At 35.8% G+C, this 23,568-nt stretch carries 27 protein-coding genes; 26 read left to right on the forward strand and 1 reads right to left on the reverse strand.

Going from position 1 to position 23,568, the window contains the following annotated elements; translation table 11 throughout:
* Window positions 1–2: 2 nt before the first annotated feature.
* The 3 genes from ACH0B5_RS01500 to ACH0B5_RS01510 all read left to right on the forward strand — a co-directional run bounded on the left by ACH0B5_RS01500 (window position 3) and on the right by ACH0B5_RS01510 (window position 2,632).
* Complete coding sequence (locus tag ACH0B5_RS01500) at window positions 3–671, forward strand: LysM peptidoglycan-binding domain-containing protein (protein ID WP_341361990.1); 669 nt, start codon at window positions 3–5, stop codon at window positions 669–671.
* A gap of 182 nt (window positions 672–853) precedes the next feature.
* Window positions 854–1,609: a metallophosphoesterase gene (locus ACH0B5_RS01505; protein WP_241559362.1), complete on the forward strand. Its 756-nt coding sequence runs from the start codon at window positions 854–856 to the stop codon at window positions 1,607–1,609.
* A gap of 48 nt (window positions 1,610–1,657) precedes the next feature.
* Window positions 1,658–2,632 (forward strand): YpdA family putative bacillithiol disulfide reductase, encoded by a 975-nt coding sequence (locus ACH0B5_RS01510; RefSeq protein ID WP_341361992.1) that lies wholly within the window; start codon window positions 1,658–1,660, stop codon window positions 2,630–2,632.
* A gap of 43 nt (window positions 2,633–2,675) precedes the next feature.
* Here the strand turns inward: ACH0B5_RS01510 and ACH0B5_RS01515 are convergent, their stop codons facing one another.
* The gene (locus ACH0B5_RS01515) at window positions 2,676–3,644 is read right to left on the reverse strand and encodes an asparaginase (protein ID WP_122973049.1); all 969 of its coding nucleotides are present in this window, start codon (window positions 3,642–3,644) and stop codon (window positions 2,676–2,678) included.
* 85 nt (window positions 3,645–3,729) lie between these two features.
* Between ACH0B5_RS01515 and prsW the strand changes: the two genes are divergently transcribed.
* The 23 genes from prsW to aroH all read left to right on the forward strand — a co-directional run bounded on the left by prsW (window position 3,730) and on the right by aroH (window position 23,566).
* Window positions 3,730–4,404 (forward strand): glutamic-type intramembrane protease PrsW, encoded by a 675-nt coding sequence (prsW, locus tag ACH0B5_RS01520; RefSeq protein WP_122973051.1) that lies wholly within the window; start codon window positions 3,730–3,732, stop codon window positions 4,402–4,404.
* A 147-nt stretch (window positions 4,405–4,551) separates the two neighbouring features.
* Window positions 4,552–5,337: a spore cortex-lytic enzyme gene (gene sleB / locus ACH0B5_RS01525; RefSeq protein WP_122973053.1), complete on the forward strand. Its 786-nt coding sequence runs from the start codon at window positions 4,552–4,554 to the stop codon at window positions 5,335–5,337.
* 12 nt (window positions 5,338–5,349) lie between these two features.
* A complete protein-coding gene (locus ACH0B5_RS01530; RefSeq protein WP_122973054.1) occupies window positions 5,350–6,639 on the forward strand; it encodes a PepSY1/2 domain-containing protein in 1,290 nt (429 codons plus the stop codon).
* A 79-nt stretch (window positions 6,640–6,718) separates the two neighbouring features.
* Window positions 6,719–7,390 carry a flagellar brake protein gene (locus ACH0B5_RS01535; RefSeq protein ID WP_122973056.1) on the forward strand — a complete coding sequence of 224 codons (672 nt, stop codon included), beginning with the start codon at window positions 6,719–6,721 and terminating at the stop codon, window positions 7,388–7,390.
* Window positions 7,391–7,493: 103 nt separating this feature from the next.
* Window positions 7,494–8,168, forward strand: a complete 675-nt coding sequence (cmk, locus tag ACH0B5_RS01540) for a (d)CMP kinase (protein WP_122973057.1) — start codon at window positions 7,494–7,496, stop codon at window positions 8,166–8,168.
* A 126-nt stretch (window positions 8,169–8,294) separates the two neighbouring features.
* Window positions 8,295–9,440 carry a 30S ribosomal protein S1 gene (gene rpsA, locus ACH0B5_RS01545; RefSeq protein WP_341361996.1) on the forward strand — a complete coding sequence of 382 codons (1,146 nt, stop codon included), beginning with the start codon at window positions 8,295–8,297 and terminating at the stop codon, window positions 9,438–9,440.
* A gap of 160 nt (window positions 9,441–9,600) precedes the next feature.
* Window positions 9,601–10,911: a ribosome biogenesis GTPase Der gene (der, locus tag ACH0B5_RS01550; protein ID WP_122973061.1), complete on the forward strand. Its 1,311-nt coding sequence runs from the start codon at window positions 9,601–9,603 to the stop codon at window positions 10,909–10,911.
* Window positions 10,912–10,934: 23 nt separating this feature from the next.
* Window positions 10,935–11,945, forward strand: coding sequence for an NAD(P)H-dependent glycerol-3-phosphate dehydrogenase (locus ACH0B5_RS01555; protein WP_406927318.1), 1,011 nt, complete (start codon window positions 10,935–10,937; stop codon window positions 11,943–11,945).
* A gap of 130 nt (window positions 11,946–12,075) precedes the next feature.
* Window positions 12,076–12,333 (forward strand): DUF2768 domain-containing protein, encoded by a 258-nt coding sequence (locus ACH0B5_RS01560; RefSeq protein WP_241559363.1) that lies wholly within the window; start codon window positions 12,076–12,078, stop codon window positions 12,331–12,333.
* Between the two features lie 52 nt (window positions 12,334–12,385).
* Window positions 12,386–13,111 carry a hypothetical protein gene (locus ACH0B5_RS01565; protein WP_341361998.1) on the forward strand — a complete coding sequence of 242 codons (726 nt, stop codon included), beginning with the start codon at window positions 12,386–12,388 and terminating at the stop codon, window positions 13,109–13,111.
* Window positions 13,112–13,326: 215 nt separating this feature from the next.
* On the forward strand, window positions 13,327–14,805 hold the full coding sequence (spoIVA, locus tag ACH0B5_RS01570) for a stage IV sporulation protein A (protein ID WP_122973066.1): 1,479 nt from the start codon (window positions 13,327–13,329) through the stop codon (window positions 14,803–14,805).
* Window positions 14,806–15,011: 206 nt separating this feature from the next.
* The gene (locus tag ACH0B5_RS01575) at window positions 15,012–15,284 is read left to right on the forward strand and encodes an HU family DNA-binding protein (protein WP_004232618.1); all 273 of its coding nucleotides are present in this window, start codon (window positions 15,012–15,014) and stop codon (window positions 15,282–15,284) included.
* A gap of 189 nt (window positions 15,285–15,473) precedes the next feature.
* Window positions 15,474–16,043, forward strand: coding sequence for a GTP cyclohydrolase I FolE (gene folE / locus ACH0B5_RS01580; protein ID WP_122970900.1), 570 nt, complete (start codon window positions 15,474–15,476; stop codon window positions 16,041–16,043).
* Window positions 16,044–16,104: 61 nt separating this feature from the next.
* Window positions 16,105–16,326, forward strand: coding sequence for a trp RNA-binding attenuation protein MtrB (gene mtrB, locus ACH0B5_RS01585; protein ID WP_122970901.1), 222 nt, complete (start codon window positions 16,105–16,107; stop codon window positions 16,324–16,326).
* A gap of 79 nt (window positions 16,327–16,405) precedes the next feature.
* Window positions 16,406–17,152: a heptaprenyl diphosphate synthase component 1 gene (locus tag ACH0B5_RS01590; RefSeq protein WP_341361999.1), complete on the forward strand. Its 747-nt coding sequence runs from the start codon at window positions 16,406–16,408 to the stop codon at window positions 17,150–17,152.
* A gap of 26 nt (window positions 17,153–17,178) precedes the next feature.
* Entirely contained in the window at window positions 17,179–17,883 is a 705-nt protein-coding gene (locus ACH0B5_RS01595; protein ID WP_122970903.1) for a demethylmenaquinone methyltransferase, read from the forward strand.
* Window positions 17,884–17,901: 18 nt separating this feature from the next.
* On the forward strand, window positions 17,902–18,876 hold the full coding sequence (gene hepT, locus ACH0B5_RS01600; RefSeq protein WP_122970904.1) for a heptaprenyl diphosphate synthase component II: 975 nt from the start codon (window positions 17,902–17,904) through the stop codon (window positions 18,874–18,876).
* Between the two features lie 116 nt (window positions 18,877–18,992).
* Entirely contained in the window at window positions 18,993–19,409 is a 417-nt protein-coding gene (gene ndk, locus ACH0B5_RS01605; RefSeq protein ID WP_174232643.1) for a nucleoside-diphosphate kinase, read from the forward strand.
* A 108-nt stretch (window positions 19,410–19,517) separates the two neighbouring features.
* Window positions 19,518–19,769, forward strand: coding sequence for a hypothetical protein (locus tag ACH0B5_RS01610; protein ID WP_122970905.1), 252 nt, complete (start codon window positions 19,518–19,520; stop codon window positions 19,767–19,769).
* 120 nt (window positions 19,770–19,889) lie between these two features.
* Window positions 19,890–20,660: a CheR family methyltransferase gene (locus tag ACH0B5_RS01615; RefSeq protein WP_122970906.1), complete on the forward strand. Its 771-nt coding sequence runs from the start codon at window positions 19,890–19,892 to the stop codon at window positions 20,658–20,660.
* Between the two features lie 258 nt (window positions 20,661–20,918).
* Window positions 20,919–22,100: a chorismate synthase gene (gene aroC / locus ACH0B5_RS01620; RefSeq protein WP_122970907.1), complete on the forward strand. Its 1,182-nt coding sequence runs from the start codon at window positions 20,919–20,921 to the stop codon at window positions 22,098–22,100.
* 3 nt (window positions 22,101–22,103) lie between these two features.
* Window positions 22,104–23,195, forward strand: coding sequence for a 3-dehydroquinate synthase (gene aroB / locus ACH0B5_RS01625; protein ID WP_341362001.1), 1,092 nt, complete (start codon window positions 22,104–22,106; stop codon window positions 23,193–23,195).
* Window positions 23,192–23,566, forward strand: coding sequence for a chorismate mutase (gene aroH / locus ACH0B5_RS01630; RefSeq protein ID WP_122970909.1), 375 nt, complete (start codon window positions 23,192–23,194; stop codon window positions 23,564–23,566). Before aroB ends, aroH begins: the two co-directional genes overlap by 4 nt.
* Window positions 23,567–23,568: the final 2 nt, after the last annotated feature.

The following is a 23,568-nucleotide window of genomic DNA, read 5'->3' on the forward strand; positions in this document are numbered from 1 at the left end:
TGATGAGTAATGAAGATTACAGAGAAAAAATCGAAGAGCATCGTCAAACAATCGAAATGGAAGAAAAAAAATCTAGAATGTCACGATCTAATCGAAATAAAATAAAGAAAAAAAGAAAATTTTCATTAATGAATGCACTAGTTATTTTACTACTTGGAATTCCATTATTGTTACTTATATACGTATCTGCTTTTTATGATCCAGGTAAACATGAAGTAGCAGAAGTAGAAAAAAATAACGATACACTCGTTGAGTTTCAAACAAATAATACCGTATCTGCAAGTGCGAAGGAAAAGGAACCTGAAGTAGCGCAAGAGCAAGATGCCGAAAAAGAGGCTGCTGAAGCAGAGGCTGCGAAGAAAGCAGAAGCTGAAAAACAAGCCGCTGAAGAAGCGGCGAAAAAAGCGGAAGCCGAAAAACAAGCTGCTGAGGAAGCAGCGAAAAAAGCAGAAGCCGAAAAACAGGCTGCAGCGCAAAAAGAAGCGGAAGCGAAAAAACAAGAGGCTGAAAAACAATCGAGCGGTAAGGTACATACAGTCCAACCAAATGAAAATTTATTCCGTATTGCATTAAAGTATTATAATGATGCAAGTGGTGTAGAGAAAATTAAACAAGCTAATAATTTATCTTCTAATGACGTTTACGTAGGGCAAACTTTAATTATACCGTAACTAAGATTTTCTATCCGTTTGATGAATCCATGGCTATCTTTGCTTTTTCTGGACAGATTAATGATTTTGGATTAATCTCAACTGTATAAAGATTACATATTCGGTTGGAGCCGAATATACTAAAAAGACGATGGTAAGTTACCTCGTCTTTTTGTTTTTGAAACGGAGGGTTTACAATTTTTTTGTTTGTCCTAATAATGGTAATCGTCGTGTTTTTACTCTTTATGTATAAACAGGCCAATGAAAACAATGTATTACATCATGAAATTTCTTTACTTGGTGAACCGGAACAAGTTTCCCTTTTTTTTATCTCGGATGTCCATTTAAGGAAAATTCATGTCCCAATGATTGAACAAATTTCTAAACGATTTGATGCGGTCATTATTGGCGGAGATTTTGCCGATAAACGAACACCCATTGAACGAATCTATCAAAACATTGAACTGCTTCAAAGGTTAGGTCCGCTCTATTTTGTTTGGGGAAATAATGATCGTGAAGTTGGCGAAGAAACATTGCGGAACATTTTTAAGGAGACGGGTGTCCACATAATAGAAAATGACGCAATTATACTTCCGAATATGAAAAATCGATGTTGGATAAGTGCCATCGATGATACGTCTACGGAAAATGAAGATTTCGATCTTGCCTTTGAAAAATGCAGGGGAGAGGAAAATGTTATTTTTATTTCCCATAACCCGGAAGTATTTCGTGAAGTACGCCATAACTTCCATACAAAATTAATGTTAGGTGGACACTTCCATGGTGGCCAAATTCGATTTGGTTCGATAGGAATGTTACCCCATGGTTCATTTTCTATTAGAGATGGTGTATTTACGCTCATTAGTAATGGATATGGTACGACAATGGTACCATTCCGTTTAGGAGCAAAACCCCAGTGTCACATTATTGACTTGCATTTTCATGATACAATAAAGTAGTAAAAATAAATTTATATAGTTGGTAAGTTGTTTTAAGGAGAGGTTAAGATGCAAACTGTAGACGCTATAATCGTAGGGGGAGGTCCTTGCGGTTTATCTGCTGCAATAGAATTACAAAATATCGGATTAAAGCCAATTGTCATTGAAAAAGGGAATGTGGTAAATGCTATTTATCATTATCCAACTCATCAAACCTTTTTTAGTACAAGTGAAAAATTAGCTATTGGTGATGTTCCTTTTATAATAGAGGAACGAAAACCCCATCGAAATCAGGCGCTTGTTTATTATCGTGAAGTAGTGAAAATGAAAAACATTCAAGTTAATGCCTTCGAAAAAGTGGAATCAGTTGTAAAAGGTGAAAATCAATTTACGGTAAAAACCGATAAAGAAGTATACGAAACCCCATACGTTATTCTGGCAACAGGTTATTATGATCAGCCGAATTATATGGATATTCCAGGTGAAAATTTACCAAAAGTTTTTCATTATTTTAAAGAAGCCCATCCATTTTTTGATACAGATGTACTCGTAATCGGTGGGAAAAATTCTGCGGTGGATGCTGCCCTGGAATTACATAAAGCAAAAGCTAGAGTTACTGTTGCGTATCGAGGTAGTGATTATTCTCCAAGTGTTAAACCTTGGATTTTACCGGAATTTGCATCCCTTGTTCGAAACGAAGAAATTACGATGCATTTTAATACGATTGTTAAAGAAATTCGGGAAACAGAAGTTGTCCTTTCAACAAACGGCATTGAGAAGGTCATTAAAAATGATTATGTTTTTGCTATGACAGGTTATCATCCTGATCATGACTTTATCCGTGCAATGGGTGTTGAAATCGACGCTGAAACTGGTAGACCATTGTATGATGTAGAAACAATGGAAACGAATATAGAAAATTTATATATTGCAGGTGTTCTTGCTGCTGGAAATAATGCGAATGAAATTTTTATTGAAAATGGAAAGTTTCATGGAGGATTTATCGCGAAGCACATTGAACAGAAAATGAATAATTCAAAGTAAAAAGGAAAAGGTGTCTCAGTTTTTGAGACACCTTTTTGATTAGTTAATTAAAAAATTCCTTTAAATCAATCGGATTATTATGTTGATTTAATCCGATTAAAAGTTTTAAACGAGCTTTTTGGCCGTTGATTCCAGTGGCAAATATGACACCTAGGTTTTCTAGACTTTTTCCGCCACCTTCGTATCCATAAACTCCTTCAGCAATTCCGTTAAAGCAACGGGATACTAATATAACAGGGATATTTGCCTGTAGTAATTTTTGTATACCGACTGCAACATCAGGAGGGACATTACCTTGTCCTAACCCTTCGAGTACAACACCGTCATACTTCAAATCTAATATGGCTTCGATTAAATCCCTTTCCATTCCTGCATATACCTTTAATAAAGCAACCCGTTTTTCAATGGAGTTTACTTCTACATATCTTCGTTTAATCGGTGCTTGGTGAATGTGTACCATTTTTTTCGTTACTAACCCGATAGGACCGTATTGTGGGCTTTGGAACGTGTTGACGCTAGATGTGGAAGTTTTTGTAATGTTAAAGGCTTGATGAATTTCATCGTTCATCACAACGAGTACTCCTTTGTTTCTTGCGTCATCACTGCAAGCAACTTGTATTGCTTCTACTAAGTTATATACTCCGTCTGCACCGAGTTCATTGGATGAACGCATAGCACCAGTTAACACTATCGGAAATTCAAATTGAGTTGTTAAATCTAAAAAGTAAGCAGTTTCTTCTAACGTGTCTGTCCCGTGGGTAATAACGATTCCATCAACCACATGTTCTTGAGTGTATTGAACGATCGTATCTCGTAAATAAAGCATTTCTTTGGGCGTAATATGGGGTGAAGGATAATTAAATACTTCCATTTCACGGATATTCGCATATTTGGAAAGCTGTTCACTTACACCTAAAAGTGGATTTTTGTCGTTAGGGAGAACTGCCCCCTTTTCATTCATCTTCATTGAAATGGTACCACCTGTATGTAGCAATAAAATATTTTTTGCCATAAAAATTTCCCCTCTAATTCATTTTTTCGTGAGCTAATAATGATATAATAACATTAATGAGTTTTGAAAGGAGCGTAGCCAAAAAATGTTCATATTGTTTTCTGCTGCGATTGCTCCTGGGTTAGCGCTGCTTAGTTATTTTTATTTAAGAAATCAGATGGCGACCGAGCCGAGAAAAACGTTGTTACAAGCTTTTCTTTTCGGGACGTTAATTACTTTCCCGATTATGTTTATACAATATGTAGTAAAAACAGAAGATACTTTTTCCAACCGTTTTATCACTGAAGTATTATTTTCAAGTGGACTCGAGGAGTTTTTTAAATGGCTCGTCATCTTTACCGTTATTCTTAGACATATTGAATTTGACGATCCATATGATGGCATTCTTTACGGTGCAAGTGTTTCCCTCGGATTTGCAACGGTTGAAAATGTTCTCTATTTAATATCCTTTGGAATAAATACGGCTCTAATGAGGGCGATTTTACCAGTATCGAGCCATGCATTATTTGGAGTCGTAATGGGCTACTACTTTGGTAAAAGTAAGTTTGCTAATAATGATAAAAAAACAGAGTACTTAATTCTTTCTATTTTAACGCCATTTTTACTACATATCATTTATAATTCTATTTTATCCTTTAAAGGCTATTGGGTATATTTGATTGCTCCGTTTATGTTTTATTTGTGGTGGTTAGCATTGAAAAAAGTAAAATTAGCCCATCAACATTTAGTACAACATTTATTTGAACAAAATAAAATTTAATAAGAAAACAAATGGCGAGTAGAATGAACGATCGCATTTGTTTTATAACAATTGGTTGATTCAAACAAAAATGAATCAACCTTTTTTATTTGGTAAAACGTATAAAACGAAATGATTTTTACATGCTATGAGAAAGGAGTGAAATACATGGTAAGAAGTATCTTTATGTCTGTCATTTTAATATTTGGCACATTAGCTGTAGTAAATCCAAATCAAACATTCGCATTTTCAGGTCAAGTAGTCGAACGTGGAGCTTTTGGAGATGATGTGATTGAATTACAGGCAAGGTTACAATACTTAGGATTTTATAATGGGAAAATTGATGGGATATTCGGTTATGGGACATATTGGGCTCTTCGAAATTTCCAAGAACAATACGAACTTGATATAGATGGTATTGCAGGAGCTAAAACAAAGGAACAGTTAGTTTCTGTTAGTGAATATCATAGAGATTGGGTGCATGAACAAATTGAAAAAGGTAATCGTTTTACCCACTATGGAGGAGTTCCTTTAGCAGAACAAACTACTGGAGGGGCAGGTTCATCTGAAAGTACCGACGTGCAACTTCCAGCAAAATATACAGAACGTGATTTGCAATTAATGGCAAATGCTGTATATGGTGAAGCCCGTGGTGAACCTTATGAAGGGCAAGTTGCCGTTGCAGCCGTTATTTTAAACCGATTAGAATCACCAGATTTTCCAAATACGATTTCGGAAATTATTTTCCAACCTGGTGCCTTTACAGCAGTAGCTGATGGTCAAATTTGGTTAACACCTAATGAAAGAGCCCGAGAAGCCGTTCTAGATGCTATGAATGGTTGGGATCCTACTGAAAATGCTCTTTATTACTTTAACCCAGAAACAGCAACAAGTGATTGGATTTGGTCGAGACCGCAAATTAAAAAAATCGGTGAACATATATTCTGTTATTAAAGGAGGGACAACATGAAAAGTGCTATTTATTTACTATCTATTGCCGTGTTAGCGCTAGGGTTATATTCATTTGAAGTAAGACAACAAAATACGCAACTTGAGCAAACAGTGCAAGCCCAATATACAAATGCATTAACAAATGCCTCTGAAAAACTATCTACACTTCAACGTTCTGTCTCTCAATCATTACTATTTCAAGACCAACAAGCATTAGAGGCTGAGCTGGATAATATATGGCGAATAAGTAACGAGTTTCGATCTACGATCAGTAGTTTACCTTTAAGTAGGGAAGTAGCAAATGAATGGCTACGATATGTTGGAAATATCGGTGAAGAGGCTAAATATGCTTCAGATAACCGTGATTTTGAAGGTTGGCATGATAGAATGCAAGTTGTCAATCAAAACTTACAGTCATTATCCGATGAATGGACTGTAGCCACATCCAATTTCTATCAAAATGATGCTGATTTATCCCAATGGACAAACGTAGCTGAAAAAGAAACGGAGCAATCACCATTTAAAAATGTTGCTTCCAATTTAAAAACTTATTCGGAAACAGATTTCCCTTTAACAGCAAGTGAATCGGATTGGTTAAAGAAAAGGGATTTACAAAATTTAGATGATAAAGAAATTACAAAAGAACAAGCAATCGAACGATTAGAAATACTTATTCCAGGAATCAAGGATGCTACTTATACTGTAACGAAAAGTAAAGAAGATGCACCTTACCCGTTCTACCATATTCAATTTGTAAAAGGTAGTCGCATTGGATATGCCGATATTACCGTAAAAGGTGGGCATATTTTATCCTTCTTATCAGAACGACCGATCCAGGAACAAAAAGGTGTTAGCCAACAACAAGTGAGGGATTTAACAAATGAATTTTTAAAACGTGCTGGCTATAATGATGTGCAAATAGTTGAAATGCGTGAAAATCATCAAGCATGGCACATTGCTTTAGCTCGAGTTGTTGGAAAAGATAAGGCATTTGTATATCCAGATGGTATTCAATTGAAAATATCAAAGGATAGCGGCGAATTATTAGGATTAAATGCGATGGAATATGTTCAAAGGGAAGAAATTAACGAGGATCAAAAAGTTGTTCCGATTAATTGGGAAACGTTCTTCCGCCCGGGTACTCATGTAGAAGAAGAAAAGTTAATTTACACAGAAAATGAAGCATTCCAACTTAGAAAATGTTATGAAGTCATCGCAAGGTTTGATAGTAAACAAAATGAAACCTTTAGAATTGTCGTGGATACTGAAAATCACGATGTTTTAAAAGTCGAATATATGCCATAGTAAAAAAATACTAAACGCCCTAGAAAAAAACGGGTTTTCGTGCAATAATTAGTTATTATTATTGTGCGAGGGGATTACTATGGATCTAAAAGTTGGTACTGTCTTAACTTTAGAGCAGGAAATAACTGAAAAAGAAGAAAAATTCCATTGTAAAATTGTCGAAATAAAAGACAATATCGTTTATATTGACTATCCAAAAAGTTCACTAACAAAAAAAACCGCTTTTTTAGTGGATGGTTCCGAATATTATGGAACATTTATTTCTGAAGGTAATGTTAGTTTTGCTTTTAAAACGAAAGTAATCGGAAGAAAAATGGGTACAATTCCGACAATAATGTTATCGCTTCCTGAGCAAGAAGAAATTATGAAAATCCAAAGACGGGAATTTGTAAGAGTTCAAACGTCTATTGATGTAGCAATTGAATATAACAATGAATATTTTCAATTTGTTACGGAAGATATAAGTGCCGGAGGTTTATTAATTCGACTTAAGTCGGATGTACCCTTTAATGAAGGTGAAATCGTACCATTAACTATTGTTTTACCTTTTGCAAATGGGGATATGCGATATGTCCGTACAAATGCAGAAGTTATTCGAATTTTTGAAAGGGATACAATTCGTCTAGCATCACTACAACTTGTAGAAACGGACGAAGTAGATAAGCAATATATTGTTCGATTTTGTTTTGAACGTCAATTGATGATACGAAAAAAAGAATCGAGCCCGATTTTAAAAAGCCCTATTTCTTAATAGTGGCTTTTTTCTTTTAGCGGATATTTTCATTTCCGAGGTGGATTTGAGAAAGTAATTACTAAGTAAATATGGTACAATGTACAGGGAAAGTAGGGATATTATGGTTAAGAAAATTCAAATTGCAATCGATGGACCAGCAGGTGCTGGCAAGAGTACGATTGCAAAAATTGTAGCAGAAAACTTAGGCTATACGTATATTGACACGGGAGCTATGTATCGTGCAGTTACGTATAAAGCATTAAAACAAAACATAGAATTAAGTGATGCAAACTCTTTAGAAGCAATGTTATTAAAAACAAGCATTGTTCTAAAGCCATCTCCAAAGGGACAACTTGTTTTCGTAGATGGAGAAGATGTGACTCAATTAATCCGTTCCAATGAAGTAACCGCAAACGTCAGTGAAGTGGCTGCCCATGCAAATATTCGTGAAATACTCGTAGCAAAACAGCAGGAACTTGCAGCGAATGGCGGAATTGTAATGGATGGACGAGATATTGCAACCCATGTATTAAAGGATGCTGAATTAAAAATCTTTATGTCAGCTTCTGTTGAGGAAAGAGCGAGAAGACGTTTTATTGATAATGAAAAACGGGGTATTCCATCTACAATTGAAAAATTGAAGGAAGAAATTGCTTTACGGGATAAATTAGATAGTGAGCGTGAAGCTTCACCTTTAATCCAAGCTGAAGACGCAATTTATTTGGATACAACGGAATTATCTATTGAAGAAGCTGCCAACGAAATATTAAATTTAGCAAAGCAAAAAATGGAATAAACTTTATTTTTTTAATAGGTATAAAAAATTTTTTTCGTGAAATTTTTGATAATAAAGGAAAATTTTTTGTTTTTATGGACAATTTCGAATAAAATAGAAATTGGAAGATGCGAAGGAGGGTTACATATGTCTGAAGAAATGAACTTAGGATCAAACCAAGAATTTCGTGAAGGAGATATTGTGAAAGGTGTTGCTGCACAAGTGGAAGATAAAGCAGTAACAGTCTCGATTGAAGGTGCTCCTTTCGATGGTATATTACCAATCAGTGAACTTTCAAGCTTGCATATCGAAAAAGCTTCTGATGTAGTAGCGGTCGGAGATGAGCTAGAGCTGATGATTACCAAAGTGGAAGAGGAAAACTTTGTATTATCAAAACGCAAAGTAGATGCGCTAAAAGCTTGGGATAAGCTTGAAGCACAATTTGCATCAGGGCAAATTTTTGAAGCAGAAGTGAAGGATGTTGTGAAAGGTGGCCTAGTTGTTGATTTGGGCGTACGTGGCTTCGTTCCTGCATCTCTAGTTGAAGATTATTTCGTTGAAGACTTCGAAGATTATAAAGGGAAAACGTTATCGTTTAAAATTACAGAGTTAGATAAAGAAAAAGGGAGATTAATTTTATCCCATCGCGCTGTTCTTGAAGATCAAAAAGCGAATAAGAAGAAACGAGTATTTGAAGAAATTCATGCTGGTGATGTGTTAGATGGAACTGTACAACGATTAGCACCGTTTGGAGCTTTTGTTGATATTGGCGGTGTTGATGGTTTAGTACACATTTCACAAGTTTCTCATGAACATGTGGACGATGTGAGTACAGTTTTATCTGAAGGCCAAGCAGTAAAAGTGAAAGTGTTATCAGTTGATCCGGAAAATGAACGAATTTCCTTATCTATAAAGGATACTTTACCTGGACCTTGGTCAAATATTGAAGAACGAGTATCAAAGGGAAGTGTTTTAACAGGAACAGTTAAACGTTTAGTATCCTTTGGAGCTTTTGTAGAAGTGTTCCCTGGAGTTGAAGGACTCGTACACATTTCACAAATTTCACATAAACATATTAATACTCCACACGAAGAACTAAAAGAAAGTCAAGAGGTTGACGTAAAAGTATTAGATGTAAATGAAGCTGAAAAACGTTTATCTCTAAGTATTAAAGAGCTTCAAACGAACCCGGTAAAAGAAGAAGAGTTTGATTATGAACTACCGGAGGAAAACACTGGTTTCTCCTTCAGTGATGTGATCGGAGATAAATTAAAAGGTTTTACGAATAAATAAGATTGTTTATTATACAGGCGTGCATAATAAATGCATGTCTGTATTTTTTATTTTCATTAACAAAATATGACAGATATTATTGATTTGTAGTCAAAAAATGATATAATTTACATTTTCGTGTATAATACTAAAGATAAGAATTTGGAAGGATGAAGTACAGATGACAAAACCAGTAATCGCCATCGTAGGTCGTCCGAACGTTGGGAAGTCTACAATATTTAATCGTATTGTTGGAGAACGCGTATCAATCGTGGAAGATATTCCAGGTGTAACACGTGACCGCATCTATAGTTCGGCAGATTGGTTAACCCATGAATTTAACATTATTGATACAGGTGGAATTGAAATAGGAGACGAACCTTTTTTAGATCAAATTCGTTCTCAAGCAGAAATTGCTATACAAGAAGCAGATGTCATTATTTTTATGACGAATGGCCGCGAAGGTGTGACATTAGCTGACGAACAAGTAGCGAAAATTTTATATAAAACAAAAAAACCAGTTGTTTTGGCAGTCAACAAAATTGATAATCCAGACATGCGTGAAATGATTTATGATTTCTACGCCTTAGGATTTGGTGAACCATTCCCGATTTCCGGTTCCCACGGTTTAGGTATCGGGGATTTATTAGATGAATGTGCAAAACATTTCCCGAAAGAAGATGAAGAACAATATCCAGATGATACAATTAAGTTCAGTTTAATTGGTCGTCCGAATGTTGGGAAATCTTCATTAGTTAATGCTTTCCTTGGGCAAGAACGGGTAATTGTTAGTGATATAGCTGGTACAACTCGAGATGCTATCGATACGCCGTACTCTTACGATGGACAAGACTATGTCATCATCGATACAGCTGGGATGCGTAAAAAAGGGAAAGTATATGAAACGACAGAAAAGTATTCTGTACTAAGAGCGTTGCGAGCTATTGAACGATCCGACGTTGTCTTAGTTGTATTAAATGGGGAAGAGGGGATACAAGAGCAAGATAAAAAAATTGCAGGTTATGCCCACGAAGCTGGAAAAGCGGTCATTATTGTTGTGAATAAATGGGATGCAGTTGAAAAAGATGAGAAAACGATGAATCTCTATACACAACAAATTAGAGAACACTTCCTCTATTTACATTACGCACCAATCATTTTCGTTTCCGCTAAAACGAAACAACGGGTGCATCAAATTTTAAATATTGTACAACGAGTAAGTGAAAATCACGCGATGCGTATTCAATCATCCATTTTAAACGAAGTGATTGAGGATGCAGTAGCTCGAAATCCAGCTCCAAGGGATAAAGGGCGCCGTTTACGAATTTACTATACGACTCAGGTTGCAGTAAAGCCACCGACATTTGTTACATTTGTAAACGATCCTGAACTGATGCATTTCTCTTATGAACGTTTCCTTGAAAATCGAATTCGTGAGACGTTTGATTTTGAAGGTACGCCTATTCGCTTAATTGCACGTGCTCGCGAATAACCGTATTAGAGGGGGATAAACAAATGGAAAATGTAACGATATTAGGTGCTGGTTCTTGGGGGACTGCTCTAGCCATCGTGTTAGCTGAAAATGGCCACAATACCCTTTTATGGACCCATCGTATAGAACAAGCAAATGAAATTAATGAACAACATACAAATGAAAAATATTTACCTAATATACAATTGCCGACAAAACTAACGGCTACAGCAGATTTACAAGAAGCGGTAAACCATTCAAACATTATTGTTGTTGCTGTTCCGACAAAGGCTATTCGAGAAGTATGTCATTCAATGATGACCTTCTTGAACGATAAAAAATTATTTATCCATGTTTCAAAAGGGATTGAACCAGATATATTAAAACGCATTTCTGAAATGTTGAAGGAAAATTTATCACCAGATGTAATAGAAGAAATTGTCGTACTATCTGGTCCTAGTCATGCGGAAGAAGTGGTATTACACCATCCTACAACGATTACAGCGGCATGCGGAAATTTAGAAATGGCAGAAAAAGTTCAAGATCTGTTTATGAACCAATATTTCCGTGTCTATACGAACGAAGATGTCGTTGGTGTTGAAATTGGTGGTGCATTGAAAAATGTGATTGCCTTAGCAGCTGGTGTTTCTGATGGTTTAAATTATGGTGATAATGCTAAAGCTGCGTTAATTACACGAGGATTAGCAGAAATTACTCGACTAGGTGTAAAAATGGGTGGTAATCCTTTCACTTTTGCCGGATTAACTGGAATGGGTGATTTAATCGCTACGTGTACAAGTGTCCATTCTCGAAACTGGAGAGCTGGTAACATGCTTGGGAAAGGCATGAAATTAGATGAAGTATTAGACAATATTGGGATGGTTGTAGAAGGGGTAAGAACGACAAAGGCTGCCTATCAATTATCTCAAGAATACGATGTGCCAATGCCGCTTACGACTGCACTTTATGATGTGTTATTCAACGACAAAGAACCTAAAGAAGCTGTCGATGAGTTAATGATTCGAATGAAAAAGCGAGAAATTGATATTTTATAAGGAAGATTTCATAATTTCTTCATTTGTTATATTGTGAAATAGGAGGTATGTTTAAGATACCTCCTATTCTTTTGGTATCGTCTAAAAGTATTTTTTATACATAGAAGTAGTTCGAAAGGTGGTTTTTTACTTGCAAAACTTGTTATCAATGAATTCTTTAACATTCTTAACAGCAAGGGGACCCCTTGCTAGTATGCATTCATTAGATGTTATGTGGGTTTCTTTTTACTCGATAGGAGCCATGTTATTATCCGTACTCATCGTTTCTATAACAAGAAAATGGGTTAATAATGGATGTTTATCTCTCCTTTTACGATTAATTGCTTTCGTAATTTTTGCAATCGGTTCCATTTTAATGATACTCGTTGTTTTTACATGGCCTAACTAATGACATATACAAATAGGTCGATAATCGGGAATAACATTTGAGGTGAGAAAAAATGATAAGAAAATGGAGCTTATTTTTGATGCTCGCATTAACAACCGTGTTATTATCAGGCTGTCTATTTCCTGAAGAGGAAAAAGTGGAAAATCAAGTGCCTGATGACATACAATTAGCCTCTGTTCAAAAGGCAGTGGAGGAATACCAAGCGGATACAGGAGTACTTCCAATTAAAAATCGTGATATGGATACGGATATGTTTATCAAATATCCGATTGATTTTGAAAAGTTAGCACCCAAATATTTAGCAAATGCTCCGGCAAATTCCTATGAAAAAGGTGGCATTTTCCAATATATTATTTGGGATCCAGAAAAAAACCCGACTGTTAAATTAGTAGATTTGCGAGCTGCAGAACGTATGCGCGAGTTAAATATTCGTTTTATGGGTTCCCAATACCCAACGTTTAAAGATAAAATTACCGATTACATTTATACAATTGATTTTAAAAAAATTGGATATAAAGAAGAATTGACTGTTCCTAGCCCGTATACGAATAATCAACTACCGATTATTGTAACAACGGAAGGGGATCTTTATGTAGATTATTCGATGGACTTAAATACTTTCATAAAAGAAAATAATTTAAAGCCTACTCCAGGAGAAGATATTCGAATGTTGTTAGTAGAAGCTTATCCAGTTGTACCAGCTTATTCATTGCCGTATACAGTAAATGAGAACAACGAACCAGTATTTATGTATGATCCAACAACTGAAGAAAAATAAACTATAAAACAAGGTGTCCTTAAATGTTGTCATATTTAAGGACACCTTTTCATATTTTTAAACAATGGAAAATTAGTCCATGCATTCTAGTAGAGGTCACTCACTAAATGAACTAGAGGAAAAAATAATCTATTTATTTTTCTGAAATTATACATGGTTGTTTCATAATTGAGGTAAGGCAATCATAAACTGAATTACGTAAAGGAGGAGCTACAATAGGCGAAGAAATTTTTCATCAAATAGCAGAAAGAACGAATGGGGACGTATATATTGGTGTTGTAGGGCCTGTTAGAGTTGGTAAGTCTACTTTTGTGAAAAAAATGATGGAGTCAATTGTGCTCCCGAATATCGTAAATGAAGAAGATCGCAAAAGAGCACTGGACGAGCTGCCTCAAAGTTCACCAGGTCCTGTCATCATGACAGCTGAACCAAAATTTGTTCCTGCCCAAGGAACAGAGATTAATATTGGAGAAAGCGAAATCCCATTCCGAATTCGATTTGCAGACTGTGTTGGTTACATTATTGACGGTGTAAAAGGTTATGAGGATGATGAAGGCCCGAAATATGTTCATACTCCATGGCATTCTGAAGCAATTCCCTTTGAGGAAGCGGCTAAAATCGGTACTGACAAAGTAATTCGTGATCATGCCAACATAGGCGTTGTTGTGACTACGGACGGTACAGTTAATGGTATTAACCGTATTGCTGCAGAAGTTGCGGAAGAACAAATTGTTGATCAACTTAAGGCGATTGGCAAACCATTTGTCATTGTCCTAAACTGTCAAATGCCTACTCATAACAATACAATGGCCCTTCGAAATGAGCTTCTTGAGAAGTATGGGGTACCTGTAATCCCTGTGGCTATTGATCAAATGACAGTGAAGGATATGGAGTATATTCTTCAAGAAGCTTTATATGAGTTTCCAATTGAAGATATTGAGGTTGAAAAGCCAGATTGGTTAGATGTATTAGATTATACTCATCCGTTGAATGTGACGCTTTCTGACGCTGTTGGAAACGTATTAAATTCAGTTACTAAAATTCGAGACGTATCCCAAGCTGCTTCCCAATTACGAGAAATTGACTTTGTAGAAGAAAGTGAAATTGAACGAGTGGATGCTGGTCTTGGTTTGGCAACGGTTCGTATTACGTTAAAGCCTGAAATTTATAAAGCTGTTTGTAATGAATGGTTGGATTCACCGATTGCGACGAAAAAAGATTGGCTGCTCTTTATAAAAGAAGCAGCAGAGGCAAAACAAGCGCATAGACGATTCCGTGAGGCGATTGAAGAGGCTAGTGAACATGGCTATGGTGTAACCCTTCCTACAATGGAAGAATTTGAACCAAGTGAACCAGAAATTATTAAACAAAATAATTTCTACGGAGTTCGTATGAAGGCTTCTGCGCCATCTTATCACATTATTCGTGTAGATATGGAAACAGAATTTGCTCCATTAATCGGTACAGAATTTTATAGCCAACAGCTGTTAAAAGATTTACAGTATGCCTATAAGCATGATCGAGAGCAATTATGGAAAACCCAACTATTTGGTACGACATTACATGAAGTGTTAAAAGAAGGAATTCGTTACAAAATGAATGCAGTACCATTGAGTGCGAAGAAAAGAATGCGTCAAACGATCGAAAGAATGGTCAATGAGGGTGAACGCGGTTTAGTAACCTTTATTATTTAACATTGTATAATTTCATAAAATTTGGCACAAATTAGTAACAGGACCTTTCCCTTTTTTAGGAGAAAAGTCCTGTTATTTGTGTTTTTTTTAAAAAAAGACAATTTATTATAGAAAAACATGGATAAATATTGTTGCGTCGCGATTTTCTATATGTTACTCTTTTTACATGATTTAGGTTCATGACCCTTTGAGAGGAGGTGAATGGTGTGAATAAAACAGAATTAGTAAACTCTGTTGCTGAAGCTGCAGGTCTTTCAAAAAAAGATGCTTCTAAAGCAGTTGAAGCTGTATTTGATACAATTCAAGATGCTCTTGCAAAGGGTGACAAAGTACAATTAATTGGTTTTGGTAACTTCGAAGTACGTGAACGTGCCGCTCGTAAAGGGCGTAACCCACAAACAGGTAAAGAAATCGAAATCGCTGCTAGCAAAGTACCTGCTTTCAAACCAGGGAAAGCGCTTAAAGATGCTGTGAAATAATAGCATCCAGCAGTTACATAGAGCAGTCGTCATGGACAAGCATGATGGCTGCTCTTTTTAATATTTCCATACATAACATTTACTAATATTTTTTTAAAAAAGAAGAGAAACCCTTTTTGCGAATAAAGTCAGTATGTGCTACGATTCATTTTGACAGTGCAACGTTGCATCGGTTTAGGAGGAAGAAAGATGTCGAAAGTGAACTTACAAAAAATAGAAGAAGCCGTAAAAATGATATTAGAAGCAGTGGGTGAAAATGTAGATCGGGAAGGTTTACTAGATACACCGAAACGCGTTTCCAAAATGTACGAAGAAATGTTTAGCGGTATCAATGAAGATCCTAGAGAATTTTTTAGCACCGTTTTTCATGAAGATCATGAGGATTTAGTGTTAGTAAAAGATATTCCATTTTACTCTATGTGCGAGCATCATTTAGTTCCATTCTACGGAAAAGCTCATATTGCCTATTTACCAAAGGATGGACGTGTCGCGGGTTTAAGTAAATTAGGTCGTTGTGTCGAATCTGTTGCCCGCAGACCCCAATTACAAGAACGTATTACGTCTACAGTTGCAGATTCCATCATGGAAATGTTACAACCACAAGGAGTATATGTCGTTGTAGAAGCCGAACATATGTGCATGACGATGCGCGGGTTAAAAAAACCAGGGTCTAAAACAGTTACTTCCGTAGCCCGGGGAGTATATGAGGAAGACGAAGTTTTACGCAGAGAAGTAATTTCATTTATTCAAATGTCTTAAATATAGTGTTTTATTGTGATATGATGTACAAGAATATGTTTATTTGAGGAGAAACGATACTATGACACAACCAGATTATATAATCATTGAAGCACAAGAAGATGGCGTACATGTAATCGGTTTAACACGTGGTACAGATACAAAATTCCATCATTCTGAAAAATTAGATGCTGGAGAAGTAATGATTGCGCAATTTACAGAACATACATCTGCGATGAAAATTCGCGGGAAAGCAAAAATTATTTCTGCCCATGGTATAGTAGAAAGCGGCTCAAAAAAGTAAAATTCATTTGATTGGTGAACCAATCGAACCAATGCAATTGTTTAAACAGTTGCACTTTAAGTAGAATGGAGTAATATCTATGGATGCAACATACATTCAACAATCAATAGAACAATTAAAAACAAATATTTTCATGCATGTTCGTCATAGAACTTTACTGCAGTATACTGGAACACCAGTGGTGAATGAAAATCAATTGTTTTATTTATTATTACCATTTTTGAATGGGGAAAAATGGAGTAAACAAATAGACGAAAGCGCTATTACAGTAGGGATCGTCCATGCCTCTCTTTATGAACATGAGAAAATAAACGAAAAACATGCATTAGATAAAGAGCAGCAGCTGACAGTTCTGTCGGGGGATTTTTATAGTGGACGTTATTATGAAATTTTAGCTCGTTCTGGAAACATTCCATTAATTCGACAGCTTTCTGAAGGTATTGTAAGTCGTTGTGAACATCAAATGAAAGTATATGAATCCAATCAATATACAATGGACCAATGGTATGAAACGATTTCAGTCATACAAACTGAGCTAATTAAAAGATTTTATCAAGTTTATCAATTTGAACAATATAGTACATTTATGCATACAGGATTATTGTTGCTTCAACTACTTGAGGAATATCGTCATCTCCAACAAGGCAAACCATCTATTTTATTTAAAAAAATGATTGAAAGTGCTGAGGATGAAAAAATATTTGAGAGTATGATCGAGAAACAAATTTCATCTCTTAAAAATTTATTAAACGAATATCTTCAATCGTCTACTGTATTAAAAGACGATTTAAAGTTATACATAAAGCAACAAATTGCGCTGAATTAATTTAGCGCTAGAAAGGTTTTGAAAAAATGGCAAAATCGAAAGAACAACATGTACACGAAGTTTTCGAAAGCATTTCCGAAAGCTACGATAAAATGAATTCCGTCATTAGTTTTAAATTACATGTCAAATGGCGTGAAGATACGATGAAGCGTATGAATGTAAAACCGGGCTCTAAATGTTTAGACGTTTGTTGTGGAACAGCGGACTGGACCGTCGCTTTAGCGAAAGCGGTAGGAGAAAACGGTGTTGTAAAAGGATTGGACTTTAGTCAAAATATGTTGAAAGTAGGAGAACAAAAGGTTGTTCCTTATCCACAGGTTGAATTAATTCATGGAAATGCAATGGAACTTCCCTTTGAAGATAACACTTTTGACTATGTGACAATCGGTTTTGGTCTTCGTAACGTTCCGGACTATATGCAAGTGTTACGGGAAATGAATCGAGTTCTTAAGCCGGGTGGAATGGCTGTTTGTCTTGAAACGTCACAATCTGAAATTCCTGTATATAGACAACTATTTCGTTTTTACTTTAATCATATTATGCCTTTATTCGGTAAGCTATTTGCTAAAAGCTATAAAGAATATTCTTGGTTACAAGAATCTGCAAGTGATTTCCCAGGCATGAAAAAACTTGCCAAAATGTTTCAAGATGCTGGTTTTGAAAAGGTAACTTATAAAGGTTATAGCGGTGGGGCAGCTGCTATGCATATGGGATTTAAAAAAGAACATTAGGGGGAGAAGGTTTCACGCGTGGAAAAGATGAAGTTAAAAATACTCTATTCCGATTTGAAATCGGATATAGACATCATCGAAAAAGAATTGGAAAAAGCGTTAAACTCGTCTTCGCACTTGATAAATGATGCCTCTCTCCATCTACTACAATCTGGTGGTAAGCGAATTCGCCCTGTATTTGTTTTAGTTAGTGCTAAGTTTGGGCAATATAACATTGATAAGGTGAAAAACATAGCAGTGCCGTTAGAGTTAATTCATATGGCATCTCTTGTCCATGATGATGTTATTGATAATTCGGATTTGAGAAGGGGTACACATACTGTTAAAGCCCAATGGAATAATCGGGTTGCCATGTATACAGGTGACTTTATTTTTGCGCGGGCATTGGAGTATGTGACATCTATCGAAAATAAAAGAGTTCATCAGATTTTAGCTAAAACAATGGTTGAAATTTGTAATGGTGAAGTTATACAAATAGAAGATAAGTTTCGTAAAGATCAAAACTTAAAAGATTATTTTCGTCGTATTAAACGTAAAACTGCATTACTCATCGAGTCTAGTTGTGAGTTAGGTGCGGTCGTTGGTGGATTAGATGATAAAAGCATCGGTCACTTGAGACGATTTGGTTATTTTGTAGGGATGAGCTATCAAATCGTAGATGATATTTTAGATTTTACGGCTACTGACAAAGAGCTTGGTAAACCTGCAGGTAGTGATTTATTGCAAGGAAATATTACATTGCCGATTCTTTTATTAAAAGGAAATCCAACAATTGATCAATTTATAGACCAAGCTTCTGTAGGAGAGGTTACAGAGAGCGGTCGCCTGGAAATGTTAAAGGTTGTTCGAAATTCCGATTCCATCAAACAGTCTATTACAATCAGTAATCAATATTTAAGAAAAGCCTTGAAGGAAGTAGAGGCTTTACCAAATCATCCTATGAAAAAGAAATTGCGGGATATCGCCTTATTTATTGGTAAACGAAAATTTTAAAATAGCTCATTAAAAATTCGGTATATATTGGTTTTAGTTGATGTATCTAAGTTATTTTGGTAATATTTATCGGTAGGTGTAAATGCCTTATTAGAATTTAAGGAGTGTAAATAAACATGGCAATTGAAAAAACATTTTTAATGATTAAACCAGACGGTGTTAAACGTCAAGTAATTGGAGATATCGTGAATCGTTTTGAACGTCGCGGATTTGAATTAAAAGGTGCTAAACTAATGGTAGCTAGCCGTGAAATCGCAGAAGCTCACTATGCAGAACATGCGGACAAACCTTTCTTCGGTGAATTAGTTGATTTCATCACTTCTGGTCCAGTATTCGCAATGGTATGGGAAGGTGAAAATGTTATTTCATTAGCTCGTACAATGATGGGTAAAACAAACCCAGCTGATTCTCAACCAGGTACTATCCGTGGTGACTTCGCTGTATCAGTTGCTGAAAACATTATCCACGGTTCAGATTCAGTAGAATCTGCTGAACGTGAAATTAGCTTATGGTTCAGTGAAGGCTTAGCTTAATTTTATACAAAACAAAAAACAACTGTCGTTTACTTGCGATAGTTGTTTTTTTAGTGTAAATTAACAGAATAATTAGCGAAATATGGAAAAATAAAGTGGAGGTTTCTAATGGGAACGATTATCGTAATTTGCACTTTTTTATTTATAACGACCGTATCAACTGCTGGGATTGTTACGGATTACTTAAATAAACAATCCAAGTATAGAATAGAAGCGATGAAACAAGAGGTTAAATTAGAAAAATTAAGACAAGAAAGCTTCCTTGTTGAAACAGAAAAGCTTCGTTTAGAAATAGAAAAAACGAGACAGCAATTGGCATTGGATACTACTAAACAACCTTTGTTACAAGAAAAACAATAATAGAACTGTTATATTTTCCATCCCCATGACGATATCAATATAGTTGGAATGATATATATTTCAGATTTTACAAAATTTCGCTATAATAAATTTACGAATAATGAGGGGATAGATGGATCGATGTCAGATTATGAACAATTTATTGCCGGTATAAAAAATAAGACAGGGATTGACCTTGCCCTATATAAAGAAGCTCAGATGAAGCGACGTTTAACATCTCTTTACGAAAAAAAGGGTTATCAAAACTTTGTTGAATTTTTACATGCCCTCGAAAAAGATCGGGATTTAATGAATGAATTTTTAGATCGCATGACGATTAATGTTTCGGAATTTTATCGTAATGGCAAACGTTGGGATGTGCTGCAAAACAAAATTTTTCCGTTATTATTAAATCATAATAAGCGATTGAAAATTTGGAGTGCCGCTTGTTCAACTGGTGAGGAGCCTTATACAATTAGTATGGTATTATCCCATCATATACCATTATCACAAATTCAAGTTTTAGCAACTGATATCGATGAAAATGTCATTCAAAAGGCAAAACTTGGACTATATCCTGAACGTTCCCTTGATGAAGTGCCGAATGATGTGAAACATAAATACTTTATTCAAGAAGGGCCATTCTTCAAGGTGAAGGATGAAATTAAACGTACAGTCACTTTTAAAAAACATAATTTACTGAAGGATACATACGATTCAAATTTAGATTTAATTGTATGCCGAAATGTAATGATTTATTTTACAGAGGAAGCAAAAGATCAAATCTATCAAAAGTTCAGTCAATCGTTACGTCCTGGTGGGGTATTATTTGTAGGTTCAACGGAACAAATTTTTAATCCTAGCCGTTATGGATTTGAAGTAGTGGATACATTTTTCTATCGAAAAATATAAATAAAATCGTTTGTGAAAAGAAAGTGTTAAGTGAATATGACTTTAAAACTTTTTTGAAATGGAATGACGCTTTTCGTATAAACGGAAAGCGTATTTTTACTATTGTCGACTTAACATGAAAAAATGCACCGTTATATACGTATTTCTGAATATTCGGTACTATTTATGTTTCGATTCAAATTTGCCACTGATTTTTAATGTATAATATGTTATAGTAAAAAATACATACTTTAGCGAGTTGAAGGGAGAAAGTGTTTTATGCGTTATCTTACTGCAGGAGAGTCTCATGGACCCCAATTAACAACTATTATCGAGGGGTTACCATCCCTTTTACCAATTACGTCAGAAAAAATAAATTATGATTTAAAACGTCGCCAAGGTGGTCATGGACGTGGTAGACGGATGCAAATTGAAACGGACACAGTTGAAATCGTTGGTGGTGTTCGCCATGGACAAACATTAGGTTCGCCTGTTGCATTAGTAGTGAAAAATGATGACTGGAAGCATTGGACAAAAATTATGGGAGCAGATCCTTTACCAGAAGATATAAATCCTAACGAGATTAAACGCCAAATTTCCCGTCCTCGTCCTGGACATGCTGATTTAGTTGGTGGTATTAAATATGGACATCGTGATTTGCGAAATGTATTAGAACGTTCTAGTGCACGGGAAACGACGGTTCGTGTAGCTGTCGGATCCGTTGCAAAGGCATTGCTAAATGAATTAGGAATTTCAATTGTAAGTCATGTTACGGAAATTGCAGGTATTAAAGCTGATACGTCGAAAATTGAAGGGAAATCTGTAGACGAAATACGTGAGATCGTAGAACAAGATCCATGCTATTGTGTTGACGGGGAAGCTTCTGCAAAAATGGTACAAATGATTGACGAAACGAAAAAAGCAGGAGATTCCATCGGTGGAGTAGTTGAAGTTATTGTGGAAGGTCTTCCTGCTGGGATTGGTTCTTATGTACATTACGACCGGAAATTAGACGGTAGACTAGCACAAGCGATGCTTTCGATTAATGCATTTAAAGGAGTAGAATTTGGCATTGGTTTTGAAATGGCCCGCCGAAAAGGGTCAGAAGTTCATGATGAAATTTTATGGGATGAAGAAATGGGATATACACGGAGAACAAATCGTTTAGGTGGGTTAGAAGGTGGTATGTCCACGGGTATGCCGATTGTCGTTCGAGGCGTAATGAAACCAATCCCTACTCTTTATAAACCGCTTCAAAGTGTAGATATCGAAACGAAGGAACCATTTAAAGCAAGTGTGGAACGTTCTGATAGTTGTGCAGTACCAGCTGCTTCTATTGTTGCCGAGAATGTCATTGCTTGGGAAATTGCAAGTGTTATTGTGGATCAATTCCATAGTGATCAATTGCCCCAATTAAAAGCTCAAATTGACGAGATGAGAAAAGTTGCGAAGGAGTTTTAGTTGATGAAAATCCCCGTTAATACAGCTTCCCATCAGTACGACGTTACAATTGGTAATGAAATACTAACGACTGCAATGGAATCCTATAAAGATATAATAAATAAGGCAGATAAACTATTCGTATTGACAGATGAAAATGTATGGAATAATCAAGGCACTTATTTTAAAGATCATTTTCCATACCCTTTTGAAGTTTTTGTAATGCCTGCAGGGGAAGAGTGTAAAAGCTTTGATAATTTTAAAAGGGCCCATACGTTTTTAATTGAAAAAAATGGTACTCGGAAATCAATTTTATTTGCATTTGGTGGCGGAGCAGTTGGCGATTTAACCGGATTTGTTGCAGCAACATTTATGCGTGGAATCCCTTTTATTCAAATTCCAACGACTATATTAGCTCATGATTCTGCAGTAGGTGGAAAAACGGCTATCAATCATCCTCAAGGGAAAAATTTAGTTGGTGCTTTTTATCAGCCTGAAGGGGTTGTTTATGATATTCATTTTTTACAGTCGTTAAATGAGCGGGAAGTTCGTTCTGGAATGGCTGAAGTCGTAAAACATGCGATGATTTCCGATGCAAAATGGCTAGAAAAATTAATGGCTTGTCCTTCCCTAAATAAAATGGCACAGGATGAATTAGCTTTTCATTTGAAATCAGGAATTGAAGTAAAAGCGAAAATTGTAACTGAAGATGAAACAGAACAATCTGTTCGAAAGTATTTGAACTTTGGTCATACATATGGTCATGCCTTAGAAGCGGCAGCAGGATATGGGGGACTTGCCCATGGTGAAGCGGTCATGATAGGGATGGTTTATGCGTTACTATTAAGTGAGCGTTATGGTCAAATTAATCGTTCATTTACGAAATCATTTTTACAATACGCTTATCACAATGGGTATCCGTTTGAACAAGTAGTAAAATATCCGTTTGAAACATTACAACCATTTATCGTTAAAGATAAAAAGGCGGAATATGGTGAGTTAAAGTTCGTTTTACTTAGTAAAATTGGAACGCCTTTTATGCAACCAATTGAACTAGCTGAATGTAGAAACGTAGATAGCGAGTTCCGAGCGTTAGTTATGGAGGTATGTAAATGATTAGAGGAGTTAGAGGGGCAACGACGGTAACAGCGGATCAACCAGAATTAATTTATAACGAAACTGAAATTTTGATGAAGGAGATTGTAAGACTTAATCAATTACAACCGGAAGATATTATTTCGGTCTTCATCTCTACTACGACGGATTTAGTTTCAGGATTTCCAGCTAAGGCGGTTCGCTCCATTGAAGGGTGGCAATACGTTCCGACAATGTGTACTCATGAGATGAATGTCCCAAATGCTCTTCCAATGTGTATTCGTGTATTAGTGCATGTCAATACGGATCTAAGCCAAAAGGAAATTCGTCATGTTTATTTAAATAATGCAGTCGTGCTGAGACCTGATTTAGTACAAGAGACAAACAAATAGGT

This window comes from Ureibacillus sp. 179-F W5.1 NHS, assembly GCF_045369345.1.
In the GTDB taxonomy this organism is placed as follows: Bacteria; Bacillota; Bacilli; order Bacillales_A; family Planococcaceae; genus Ureibacillus; species Ureibacillus halotolerans.

Excerpts from the sequence above, each read along its gene's own strand:
- sleB (WP_122973053.1), top strand. The coding sequence starts at position 4,552 with ATGGTAAGAAGTATCTTTATGTCTGTCATTTTAATATTTGGCACATTA.
- mtrB (WP_122970901.1), top strand. The coding sequence starts at position 16,105 with ATGACACAACCAGATTATATAATCATTGAAGCACAAGAAGATGGCGTA.
- rpsA (WP_341361996.1), top strand. The coding sequence starts at position 8,295 with ATGTCTGAAGAAATGAACTTAGGATCAAACCAAGAATTTCGTGAAGGA.
- ACH0B5_RS01595 (WP_122970903.1), top strand. The coding sequence starts at position 17,179 with ATGGCAAAATCGAAAGAACAACATGTACACGAAGTTTTCGAAAGCATT.
- ACH0B5_RS01590 (WP_341361999.1), top strand. The coding sequence starts at position 16,406 with ATGGATGCAACATACATTCAACAATCAATAGAACAATTAAAAACAAAT.
- ACH0B5_RS01615 (WP_122970906.1), top strand. The coding sequence starts at position 19,890 with ATGTCAGATTATGAACAATTTATTGCCGGTATAAAAAATAAGACAGGG.
- ndk (WP_174232643.1), top strand. The coding sequence starts at position 18,993 with ATGGCAATTGAAAAAACATTTTTAATGATTAAACCAGACGGTGTTAAA.
- aroC (WP_122970907.1), top strand. The coding sequence starts at position 20,919 with ATGCGTTATCTTACTGCAGGAGAGTCTCATGGACCCCAATTAACAACT.
- prsW (WP_122973051.1), top strand. The coding sequence starts at position 3,730 with ATGTTCATATTGTTTTCTGCTGCGATTGCTCCTGGGTTAGCGCTGCTT.
- der (WP_122973061.1), top strand. The coding sequence starts at position 9,601 with ATGACAAAACCAGTAATCGCCATCGTAGGTCGTCCGAACGTTGGGAAG.
- ACH0B5_RS01565 (WP_341361998.1), top strand. The coding sequence starts at position 12,386 with ATGATAAGAAAATGGAGCTTATTTTTGATGCTCGCATTAACAACCGTG.
- cmk (WP_122973057.1), top strand. The coding sequence starts at position 7,494 with ATGGTTAAGAAAATTCAAATTGCAATCGATGGACCAGCAGGTGCTGGC.
- folE (WP_122970900.1), top strand. The coding sequence starts at position 15,474 with ATGTCGAAAGTGAACTTACAAAAAATAGAAGAAGCCGTAAAAATGATA.
- ACH0B5_RS01515 (WP_122973049.1), bottom strand. The coding sequence starts at position 3,644 with ATGGCAAAAAATATTTTATTGCTACATACAGGTGGTACCATTTCAATG.
- aroH (WP_122970909.1), top strand. The coding sequence starts at position 23,192 with ATGATTAGAGGAGTTAGAGGGGCAACGACGGTAACAGCGGATCAACCA.
- ACH0B5_RS01555 (WP_406927318.1), top strand. The coding sequence starts at position 10,935 with ATGGAAAATGTAACGATATTAGGTGCTGGTTCTTGGGGGACTGCTCTA.
- ACH0B5_RS01535 (WP_122973056.1), top strand. The coding sequence starts at position 6,719 with ATGGATCTAAAAGTTGGTACTGTCTTAACTTTAGAGCAGGAAATAACT.
- ACH0B5_RS01610 (WP_122970905.1), top strand. The coding sequence starts at position 19,518 with ATGGGAACGATTATCGTAATTTGCACTTTTTTATTTATAACGACCGTA.
- ACH0B5_RS01500 (WP_341361990.1), top strand. The coding sequence starts at position 3 with ATGAGTAATGAAGATTACAGAGAAAAAATCGAAGAGCATCGTCAAACA.
- ACH0B5_RS01510 (WP_341361992.1), top strand. The coding sequence starts at position 1,658 with ATGCAAACTGTAGACGCTATAATCGTAGGGGGAGGTCCTTGCGGTTTA.
- aroB (WP_341362001.1), top strand. The coding sequence starts at position 22,104 with ATGAAAATCCCCGTTAATACAGCTTCCCATCAGTACGACGTTACAATT.
- ACH0B5_RS01530 (WP_122973054.1), top strand. The coding sequence starts at position 5,350 with ATGAAAAGTGCTATTTATTTACTATCTATTGCCGTGTTAGCGCTAGGG.